This window comes from Propionispira raffinosivorans DSM 20765 (assembly GCF_000381065.1).
In the GTDB taxonomy this organism is placed as follows: Bacteria; Bacillota; Negativicutes; order Selenomonadales; family Selenomonadaceae; genus Propionispira; species Propionispira raffinosivorans.
Map to the genome: position 1 here is coordinate 89,742 of NZ_KB905852.1, position 10,210 is coordinate 99,951.

Annotated in this window: 9 protein-coding genes and 1 pseudogene; all 10 read left to right on the plus strand. The window is 38.2% G+C overall.

Features of this window, described 5'->3' with window-relative positions:
- Positions 1–17 precede the first annotated feature (17 nt).
- Positions 18–623, plus strand: coding sequence for an ATP-dependent Clp endopeptidase proteolytic subunit ClpP (clpP, locus tag F606_RS0111845; protein ID WP_019554108.1), 606 nt, complete (start codon positions 18–20; stop codon positions 621–623).
- 12 nt (positions 624–635) lie between these two features.
- Positions 636–1,907, plus strand: coding sequence for an ATP-dependent Clp protease ATP-binding subunit ClpX (gene clpX, locus F606_RS0111850; RefSeq protein WP_019554109.1), 1,272 nt, complete (start codon positions 636–638; stop codon positions 1,905–1,907).
- Between the two features lie 208 nt (positions 1,908–2,115).
- Entirely contained in the window at positions 2,116–4,434 is a 2,319-nt protein-coding gene (gene lon, locus F606_RS0111855; protein ID WP_019554110.1) for an endopeptidase La, read from the plus strand.
- On the plus strand, positions 4,427–5,056 hold the full coding sequence (yihA, locus tag F606_RS0111860) for a ribosome biogenesis GTP-binding protein YihA/YsxC (protein ID WP_019554111.1): 630 nt from the start codon (positions 4,427–4,429) through the stop codon (positions 5,054–5,056). The genes lon and yihA overlap by 8 nt, the downstream gene beginning before the upstream one ends.
- Before the next feature lie 73 nt (positions 5,057–5,129).
- Positions 5,130–5,603, plus strand: a complete 474-nt coding sequence (gene ahbA, locus F606_RS0111865; RefSeq protein ID WP_019554112.1) for a siroheme decarboxylase subunit alpha — start codon at positions 5,130–5,132, stop codon at positions 5,601–5,603.
- An 8-nt stretch (positions 5,604–5,611) separates the two neighbouring features.
- Positions 5,612–6,088 (plus strand): siroheme decarboxylase subunit beta, encoded by a 477-nt coding sequence (gene ahbB / locus F606_RS0111870; RefSeq protein ID WP_019554113.1) that lies wholly within the window; start codon positions 5,612–5,614, stop codon positions 6,086–6,088.
- 163 nt (positions 6,089–6,251) lie between these two features.
- Complete coding sequence (locus F606_RS0111875; protein ID WP_026329367.1) at positions 6,252–7,439, plus strand: pyridoxal phosphate-dependent aminotransferase; 1,188 nt, start codon at positions 6,252–6,254, stop codon at positions 7,437–7,439.
- Between the two features lie 218 nt (positions 7,440–7,657).
- Positions 7,658–8,923 carry an L-methionine/branched-chain amino acid transporter gene (gene yjeH, locus F606_RS0111880; RefSeq protein WP_019554115.1) on the plus strand — a complete coding sequence of 422 codons (1,266 nt, stop codon included), beginning with the start codon at positions 7,658–7,660 and terminating at the stop codon, positions 8,921–8,923.
- A gap of 88 nt (positions 8,924–9,011) precedes the next feature.
- The gene (locus tag F606_RS0111885; RefSeq protein ID WP_019554116.1) at positions 9,012–9,926 is read left to right on the plus strand and encodes a LysR family transcriptional regulator; all 915 of its coding nucleotides are present in this window, start codon (positions 9,012–9,014) and stop codon (positions 9,924–9,926) included.
- 182 nt (positions 9,927–10,108) lie between these two features.
- Positions 10,109–10,210: pseudogene (locus F606_RS23225) on the plus strand (IS200/IS605 family transposase); the annotation flags it as partial.

Genomic DNA, 10,210 nt, shown 5'->3' on the forward strand with positions numbered 1-10,210 from the left:
ATAACTGGGGTGATCTTATGAATTATGTACCGATGGTAGTAGAACAATCAAGCCGAGGCGAACGAGCATATGATATTTATTCTCGTTTACTTAAAGATCGTATCGTTTTTATTGGTGGACCAATAGATGATAATGTAGCAAATGTTGTTATTGCACAATTGCTGTTTTTAGAGTCAGAAGATCCGGATAAAGATATCCATTTATATATTAATAGTCCAGGTGGTGTTGTAACGGCGGGTCTTGCAATTTATGACACGATGCAGTATATCAAACCTGATGTTTCTACGATTTGTTTAGGTCAGGCCGCAAGTATGGGCTCATTACTTTTAACAGCAGGTGCCAAAGGCAAACGATATGCGCTTCCATACGCGCGTATTATGATTCACCAACCGTCAGGCGGAGCGCAGGGTCAGTCTACGGATATTCAGATTCAAGCAAGAGAAATTCTTCGCTTAAGAGAAGTTGGTAATGATATTTTAGTTCGTCATACAGGTCAGACTCGTGATAAAGTCGTATTAGATACGGAGCGTGACAGCTTTATGTCAGCTGCGGAAGCACAAACTTATGGTCTGATTGATGAAGTCATTACTCGTCCGGTAAAAAAAACCGAAAGCCCTGAATAGAGAGGTGATAACATGTTAAAGTTTGGGGATGAAAAAGGTCAACTGAAATGCTCGTTTTGTGGTAAATCACAGGAACAGGTAAGAAAGTTGGTTGCAGGTCCTGGTGTATACATTTGTGATGAATGTATTGAACTTTGCAATGAGATAATCGAGGAAGAATTCAGTGATGATGTTGAAGTCGAACTGAAGGATGTTCCAAAACCGAAAGAAATCAGGGGCATTTTAGATCAGTATGTAATTGGTCAAGATGAAGCAAAGAAATCTTTAGCGGTAGCTGTATACAATCATTATAAGAGAATCAACATGGGACCTAAAATTGATGATGTTGATTTGCAAAAATCAAATATTCTGATGCTTGGTCCGACCGGCAGCGGTAAGACTTTACTGGCACAGACCTTAGCGAAAATTTTGAATGTACCGTTTGCCATAGCAGATGCTACTTCTTTAACAGAAGCTGGGTATGTTGGTGAAGATGTTGAAAATATCTTATTGAAACTGATTCAAGCAGCTGATTACGATGTTGAAAAAGCAGAAAAAGGGATTATTTATATTGATGAAATCGATAAAATTGCCCGGAAATCAGAAAATCCTTCGATTACACGCGATGTTTCAGGCGAAGGAGTGCAACAAGCTTTATTAAAGATTCTTGAAGGTACGGTTGCAAGTGTTCCACCGCAAGGCGGACGCAAACATCCACATCAGGAACTTATACAGATTGATACGACGAATATCTTATTTATCTGCGGCGGTGCATTTGATGGTATTGAAAAAATCATTGATTCTCGTACAGGTAAAAAGAACTTAGGTTTTGGTGCCGAAATTAAGAGTAAAGAAGAACGTAAAGTCGGTGAGATTTTGAAATTTGTTCTTCCAGAAGATTTACTTAAGATAGGCTTGATTCCTGAATTTGTTGGGCGTTTACCAGTGGTTGTTACATTGGAAGCACTTGATGAAGATGTCCTTGTCAGCATATTGACAAAACCGAAAAACGCCTTGGTGAAACAGTATCAAAAGTTCCTTGATATGGATAATGTTAAATTGGAATTTGAAGAAGATGCGCTTAGAGTCATTGCAAAAGAAGCTTTAAAACGCAATACTGGTGCTCGTGGATTACGTTCCATCATTGAGTCGGTTATGCGCAATGTGATGTATGAAGTTCCATCACGTGATGATGTAGCGAAATGCACTGTGACGAAGGAAGTTGTTACAGATAAGAAAGATCCTATATTGACATTAGACGAGAAAAAGGCAAAAAAGCCTTTAACCAATGAAGAATCGGCTTAGTCAAAAGGTTTTTAAAAGGGACGTTGTATTTTTACAGCGTCTCTTTTTGGTTTATTTTCTATGAATCAATATTATAGAGGATTTTTCTGTTTTGGTTTAGAATACCAATTATTTAGGTATCAATAAAGATTCTAGTTTATGCACGATAAAAAGATGATTTACAATAAAGTGCGCATTACATAAAAAAATATAATGAGGAGGTTTTTATATGGATACGAATCGCAAAATGCCTTTATTACCGTTACGAGGAATCATGGTTTTTCCGTATATGATCATCCATTTAGATGTTGGCAGAGAAAAGTCGATTGCAGCCTTGGAAGAGGCTATGCTGCATGATCGAATTATCATGTTGAGTGCCCAAAAAGATGCAGCCATTGAAAAACCAGGACAAGATGATATATTTGAAATTGGCACGATTGCTGAAGTAAAGCAGCTCTTAAAGTTACCAGGTGGCACAATTCGTGTTTTGGTTGAGGGATTACATAGAGCTAAGATTGTGAAACATAATGAATTGGAAAAATATTATGAAGTTGAAATAGAAGAGTTTAATGAAACAGTGGAGCCGTCACTGGAATTAGAAGCTTTGACTCGAGCTGTTGTGCACGAATTTGAACAGTGGGTGAAGTTAAGCAAGAAAATTCCGCCGGAAACTTTAGTCTCTGTCGTGATTGTGGAAGATGCTGGCAGGCTTTGTGATTTAATTGCCAGTCATTTGAATCTTAAATTGGATGATAAACAAGCCTTGCTTACGGCAACGGATGTTAAAGTTCGGCTGGAAAAATTATATGAGATATTGGCGCGAGAAATGGAAGTTCTTGAAATTGAACGAAAGATAAGTGGTCGTGTTAGAAAGCAAATGGAAAAGATCCAAAAAGATTATTATCTACGAGAACAAATGAAAGCTATTCAAAAAGAGCTGGGTGACAAAGATGATAAATCAGCTGAAATTGAGGAGTATCAGAAAAAACTCGCAGAAACAAAGTATCCGGACGATGTTGTTGAACGTATCAATAAAGAACTTAGTCGTTTAGAAAAAATGTCGTCGCTATCTTCTGAAACTGGTGTGATTCGTACGTATTTAGATTGGCTGCTGTCTTTGCCATGGGACAATGCAACGAAGGAACAGCTGGATATAAAAGAAGCTGAAAAAATATTAAATAAAGATCATTATGGGTTAGAAAAGGTAAAAGAACGGATTTTAGAATATTTGGCAATTCGCAAATTATCCGATTCACTTAAGGGACCGATTCTGTGTTTAGTTGGCCCTCCCGGGGTTGGTAAAACATCTTTGGCACGTTCGATTGCCCGCTCACTAGGTCGTACTTTTGTCAGAGCATCTTTGGGTGGCGTACGGGATGAAGCGGAAATTCGCGGGCATCGTCGTACGTATGTTGGAGCACTTCCCGGGCGAATCATTCAAGGCCTAAAAACAGCAGGATCATACAATCCAGTATTTTTGTTGGATGAGATTGATAAAATGAATTCAGATTTTAAGGGTGATCCATCGGCCGCTCTGCTAGAGGTTCTTGATCCCGAACAGAACAATACGTTTAGTGATCACTACATTGAACTGCCATTTGATCTTTCAAAGGTGCTCTGGGTGGTTACAGCAAATGCAATACATACGATTCCGCGACCGCTTCGTGACCGCATGGAAATCATTCATTTGCCAAGTTATACGGAAGAAGAAAAATTGCAGATTGCTCAGCGTTATTTAGTGAAAAAACAAATAAAAGAAAATGGCTTAAAATCGGCACAAATTCAATTTTCAGAAGGAACACTGCAGAAAATGATTGCAGGCTTTACACGAGAATCGGGTGTGCGCGAACTAGAACGTATTGTTGCAAAAGTCTGCCGTAAGGTTGCTTTGCAAATTGTCCAAAAGGACAAAAAAACGGTAAAAGTAACAGCTCAAAATTTGCATGCTTTTTTAGGGAGAACTAAATTTATACACAGCAAAGCGGAAAAAGAGGCCGAAGTTGGTGTATGTACCGGTATGGCCTGGACTGAGGTCGGTGGTGATATTTTACCTACTGAAGTTACTGTCATCAAAGGCAAGGGGAAATTGATTCTGACAGGTCAATTAGGTGATGTGATGCAAGAATCAGCGCAGGCTGGACTTAGTTATATTCGCAGCCGTACCCAAGAATTGAATATTGATGCTGAATTTTATGAAAAGCAGGATATTCATATCCATCTGCCGGAAGGGGCGATTCCTAAAGATGGTCCATCGGCTGGTATTACAATGGCTACGGCTATGGTATCTGCTTTAACGGATCAAAAAGTTCGTTCGGATGTGGCAATGACTGGGGAAATTACCTTACGTGGCAGAGTTTTGCCGATCGGTGGACTAAAAGAAAAAGTAATAGCGGCATATCGTGAAGGTATCAAAACGATTATTTTACCAAAAGAAAATGAACGAGATATTGAGGATATTCCAAAAAATATAAGGCACGAATTAGAATTTGTTCCAGTTGAACATATGGATCAAGTTTTAGCGTGTGCAATGGTGAAAGAACATGAGTGAAAAAGATAAAGTAATTATAACGCAAGGCAAATATATTGCTTCAGCGGTACAAGTGGAGCAGTATCCAGAAGACAAGATGAAAGAAATTGTTTTTATGGGCCGCTCCAATGTAGGTAAGTCGTCGTTGATCAATTCGCTTACGAGAGTTAAAGGGTTGGCCAGAGTGAGCGGGAATCCGGGTAAGACACAGACGATTAACTTTTATGAATTAGGTGCTAAGTTAGAAGACAGAGAAGATCGAATTGATTTTTATCTGGTCGATTTGCCGGGGTATGGATATGCAAAAACCGGACAGGAAAATCGTAAACGCTGGGCAAAATTTATTGATGAGTATTTGCTGAAATCTCAACAATTGCAATTTGTTTGCCAGTTAATTGACAGCCGTCATGCACCAATGCCATCGGATGTGGACATGTTTAATTGGTTGGTTAAACATAATCTTCCAGTCTTGGTTATTGCTACGAAAGCAGATAAATTGGGAAAAAATGCTCTACAAAAAAATTTGGCCGTTATCAGAAAATCATTAGGTGTACCAGATTTGGCGGTGCTGCCTTATTCTGCAGTTAAAAGTGAAGGGCGTTCAGAATTACTTGACGTCATAGGTGATGTTTTGGTACAATAAAAGAAAACATATATAAGAGGGATTTATGGTAAAAAGTTTATGCGTAAATTTTTGTTATATAAGGGGAGCGAAAATGATAAAAAAGGAACCGGTTCGTTTGACAGTGTTTGATAAAGAGTTATTGAATGTCTTACAGACCCAGTTGCCAATCAGTAAACGGCCATTTGCTGATTTAGCAGCTATGCTAAATACAGAGGAATCGATTGTGATCAATCGTATTAAAGATTTAAAAGAAGCCGGATATGTACGGCGTATAGGACCTTTTTTTGATTCGGATAAACTAGGTTACCAGGGAACGTTAATTGCCGTAAAAGTCGATCCAGCATATATGGAATCTGTTGCAACGGCGATTAACTGTTATCCGGGAGCTACCCATAATTATGAACGGGATGGTTTATACAACCTGTGGTTTACGCTGTTGACTCCCGATACCAAGCTGCGTGAGCAGATATTGGAAGAGGTGCGAAACTTGCCAGGTGTAGAAAAACTCATTAGCTTAATTGCGAGAAAAAAATATAAAATTAACGTTCAGTTTAATTTGAAGTAGGTGAAAACATGGATGCATTAGATAAAAAAATTATTCAAGCCATGCAAGATGAGTTTCCCGTTGTTGAAAAACCTTACGAAGAAATTGCTGGGCGGATTGGTATTACTGAAGCTGAACTCTTAGCTCGTTTACAGGTGTTTAAACGAGATGGACAAATTCGCAAAATGGGAGCTGTGCTTCGCCATCGTGAAGTCGGTTTTTCATCGAATGTACTGTGTGCGTGGGCGGTTCCAGAACAGCAGATTGAAATTGTAGCGCAGCAGATGTCGGAAAGTACGGCTGTTTCTCATTGTTATGATCGCAATACGATGCCCGATTGGCCCTATAGTGTTTATACAATGATCCATGGACACAGCCGTGAGGAATGCAATGCGATTGCTCAGGAGCTGGCTGAAAAAACGCATATAGTGGATCGTGTGATGCTGTTTAGTGTGAAAGAATGGAAAAAAACAAGTATGCGTTATTTTTCTGAAGCTGAAATATAAAATTATTTATACAGCCGTTTACGGTATAAAAAAAGAGATCATGCGTGATCTCTTTTTTTATACGCTGGAGGATATGGTTGATGCTTGCCTGTAAGTGTTTATAAATGTTACTATGTAAAGGTATACGATACATAACATTAAAAAAGAGTGAAGGATGATGGAAATGATAGCAGAAAAAATGTATGAATTAGGCAGTAAAAAATCGACGATTCGTACGATTTTTGAATATGGTCAAGAAAGAGCCGCCGCTGTAGGGGCCGAAAATATTTTTGACTTTAGTTTGGGTAATCCGAATGTACCAGCTCCTGATTTTATTAAAGAGGCAATCTTGGACATTTTAAATGAAGAAGAACCTTGTGCAATTCATGGTTATACGATAGCACCAGGGAATCCACAAGTTCGAGAAATTTTAGCGCAGAGTATCAATGCAAGATTTTCTACGACCTTTACGGGAAAAAATCTTTTTATGACAGCTGGCGCGGCAGCCGCCATTACGGTTGTATTTAAAGCTCTTAGCGAAAAGGCAGATGAATTTATTGCATTTGCGCCATTCTTTCCTGAATATGAATGCTTTGTGGAATCTACCGGAGCTAAATTAGTTGTGGTTCCTGCACAGATTGAAGATTTTCAAATTAATTTTGCTGAATTTGAAAAAAGAATCAACAGTCATACGAAAGCGGTTATTGTCAATTCTCCGAATAATCCAAGTGGTGCTGTATATTCCGAAGCTACAATACAAAAACTGGTGGCAATTTTAGAAGAAAAATCGGCACAGTATGGACAGCCAATTTTCTTGATTTCGGATGAACCATACCGTGAAATTGCGTATGATAACATAGAAGTTCCTTATCTAACGAAATATTATAAAAATACATTGGTTTGTTATTCCTACAGCAAATCTTTTTCCTTGCCGGGCGAAAGAATTGGTTATGTAGTCGTTCCAGACGAACTTGTTGATTTCAACAGAATGTATGCGGCTATCGCTGGGGCTGGCCGTGTTTTGACTCATGTCAATGCACCGTCATTGTTTCAAAAAGTGGTAGCACGCTGTGCGGGCAAACCTTCTGATATCAGCACGTATGTGACAAATGGTACATTGCTTTATAACGGGTTACTTGAAGCGGGTTTTCATTGTGTAAAACCGCAGGGAGCTTTTTATCTTTTTCCACAATCACTTGAAGCAGATGATGTTGCTTTTTGTGAACGAGCAAAAAAATATGATCTGTTATTGGTACCAGGCCGTGATTTTGGTTGTCCGGGGCATTTTAGGGCTTCTTATTGTATAAATACAGATACAATTCGTCGTTCTTTGCCTTTATTTAAAAAATTAGCGGCAGAATACAATAAATAAAATCAATGACTTTAATAAACAAAGAATATGATATACAAATAGGAATAAATAAAAGATTATGGTTAAAATACCTAATCTTTTATTTATTGTAGGCAGTTTAACCTTATAAAACGTTGAACTTTATAAAACGATGTAGTATACTATTCATGCTAATGATTTAAATAGTAATTTACTGAATTACAGTATAAATTTAGGCATTATGAATGGTGGAGGTTATTATGTCAAGTTTAACGAAAAGTTTAAATGTATATCAGGGTGTGGGGATTTTAGTTTCGACACTGCTGGGGTCTAGTATTTTTATCGTGCCAGCGATGGCGGCTTCCTTAGCAGGTGAGAAATCAATTATAGCATGGCTTTTAACGTTGCTTTGTATTTTGCCAGTAGCTTTTACTTTTAGTAATTTAGCAGCACTTTATCCAAGTGAAGGTGGAACAGCGTTTTTTATTCGTCAGGCATTTAATGGTCAGTTTGAGCGTTTTACGTCGTGGCTTTTTTTGGCAGCGATGCCGATTGCACCTCCCATCATTTTAATTACCGGTATTTCTTATTTAGGGGCATTATGGAATTTAAATGAATTCCAGCTTTTTTTAGCAGAGAGTTTTTCTTTGTTGGCATTGTTTATAATCAATCGGTATGGAATTAATTTTATGAGTAAATTAAACACTTTTATCACGCTGGTGACACTAGCTGTTTTAGCTTGCTTAATTGGCAAGGCGGGGCTTGCTGGTGCTTTTGCACGTCCCATAGATCTTTCAATGTACTGGTCTGATTTAGGAATAGTCATCCCGGCAGTCAGTTTGATTTTTTGGTGTTTTGTCGGTATCGAAGCAGTCGTTCATTTGGCGGGGAGTTTCAAAAATGTTAAGCGGGATTTTCCTTTGACGATTTTGATCAGTATTGGCATTGTAGGGGGGCTGTGTATTTTGTTGGGACTCATTGTCCTGAAATATCATGCCTACGGAAATCCTGTATTAAATGCTAACTATATGGTCTTTTTATTTAATATATTATTTGGCTCAGCCGGTAAAATATTTGTTGCTGTGATGGCTTTTTGCACTTGTTTAGCTGCGGTTAATTTATATTTGGTGAGTTTTTCAAAAATGCTTTATGCTATGAGTATGACTGGCGCGTTACCAGAATGTTTCCAGAAATTGAATAAAATGAGTGTTCCCATACCGGCAATGCTGCTATGTTATAGTATTGTTTTTCTTACCTTGTTGGTGAGGCAATTAATTGGTTTTCAGCTTGAAGAACTTATTTTATATGCCAATGTTATTTTTATGGCTGTCTATTTGCTGGCTTCTTTAGCCGGGGTAGTTTTATTATCGGGGCTTAAACGTGGGATGGCTTGTTTGTCGACTATTTTATGTTCTTGTTTATTTATATCATTGGGGATTAAGTGCATCTATGTACTCCTTTTATGTATAGGCGTGATGATTATAGATTATATTTGGTATCACCACCAACGAATGATTCAAGCTTAAAACATCGGTGTTCTTTTCTTTTGCAGGAGTTTGTTGGAATTTACGGAATATTATATAATACGTTATTATTGCAAAAGGAAGAAATTGAATGATCGATGAACGGGAAATGAAATATATTTTACAAGTTGCGGAGGAATTAAGCTTTTCGCAAGCCGCAAAAAAACTTTATGTTAGTCAGCCATCCTTGAGCCAATGCATTAAAAAAGTTGAAATTGAAATCGGAGTAGAGTTATTTGATCGGCGAACCAGTCCACTGACGCTTACGTTTGCTGGTGGTCTTTATATAAAAAAAGCAAAGCAGATTCAAACAATTCAGCAAGACTTGCTTAGTCAAATTGAAGATCTTTCGGATTTAAAACGGGGACATCTTAAGATTGGGACTTCGTATTCAAGGACGGCTTATTTGTTGACGCGGATCTTACCGGAGTTTCGTATGCGTTTTCCAGGGATTGACATCAGTCTGGTTGAAGGAACAACAATCGAGCTGCAGGAATATGCAGCGAGTGGGATGACGGATCTTTCCTTTGTTTATCTGCCACTTAAAAATGAAGAGCTTATTTATGAGCATATTGTCGATGAAGAGATTTTGCTGGCACTACCCGCGAATCATCCAATTAGCCAAAAATTTTCGTCGCAGGAGCAAACGATACCTTTCCCAAAAGTTTCCTTTGCTGCTTTTGCAAATGAACCCTTTATTGTTATGAAAAATAAGCGTAAAATGCGAGAAGCATTTTTGACCTTATGCGAAAAAACCAAAACGCATCCTAAGGTGATATTGCAGTCTAATAGTTTAGTTTCAGCACAGTCATTAGTGGCCGTCGGCGTTGGAGCCACGTTGGTCACAGATACGTTGGCTCTGTATAACAAACTGGCCAGTAATCCGTGCTATTTTTCGTTGATCGAGCCAATAGAGCCGCGCCATATGGTGGCAGCTTATCCTAAAAAAGTACGTTTGTCAAAAGCCGCGGATGCTTTTTTGCAACTGACAAAAGAATATATGTAAATAAAAAATGAACAATTGCTTTTTGATGACAAGCAATTGTTCATTTTTTTATTAACTGTTCGAAATAAACCACCGGCTTAGCCGGCGGAATCGACGGTTTTGACTTTAGTCGAAAAAAAATCCCTGTTACAATAAATGCAGGTCTAGCCAACCGCATAAAAAATAACAGGGAGGTCTTTATCATGCAAGATAAAGATATACAAAGTTTAGAACATACTAAGTGGAGATGTCAATATCATATTGTTTTTGCGCCTAAATATCGTCGGATGGAAATTTATGGAGAA

Bases quoted from the DNA above. Each gene is read 5' to 3' on its own strand.
- ahbB (WP_019554113.1), top strand. From the start codon at position 5,612: ATGGATGCATTAGATAAAAAAATTATTCAAGCCATGCAAGATGAGTTT.
- clpX (WP_019554109.1), top strand. From the start codon at position 636: ATGTTAAAGTTTGGGGATGAAAAAGGTCAACTGAAATGCTCGTTTTGT.
- yjeH (WP_019554115.1), top strand. From the start codon at position 7,658: ATGTCAAGTTTAACGAAAAGTTTAAATGTATATCAGGGTGTGGGGATT.
- ahbA (WP_019554112.1), top strand. From the start codon at position 5,130: ATGATAAAAAAGGAACCGGTTCGTTTGACAGTGTTTGATAAAGAGTTA.
- clpP (WP_019554108.1), top strand. From the start codon at position 18: ATGAATTATGTACCGATGGTAGTAGAACAATCAAGCCGAGGCGAACGA.
- yihA (WP_019554111.1), top strand. From the start codon at position 4,427: ATGAGTGAAAAAGATAAAGTAATTATAACGCAAGGCAAATATATTGCT.
- F606_RS0111885 (WP_019554116.1), top strand. From the start codon at position 9,012: ATGATCGATGAACGGGAAATGAAATATATTTTACAAGTTGCGGAGGAA.
- lon (WP_019554110.1), top strand. From the start codon at position 2,116: ATGGATACGAATCGCAAAATGCCTTTATTACCGTTACGAGGAATCATG.
- F606_RS0111875 (WP_026329367.1), top strand. From the start codon at position 6,252: ATGATAGCAGAAAAAATGTATGAATTAGGCAGTAAAAAATCGACGATT.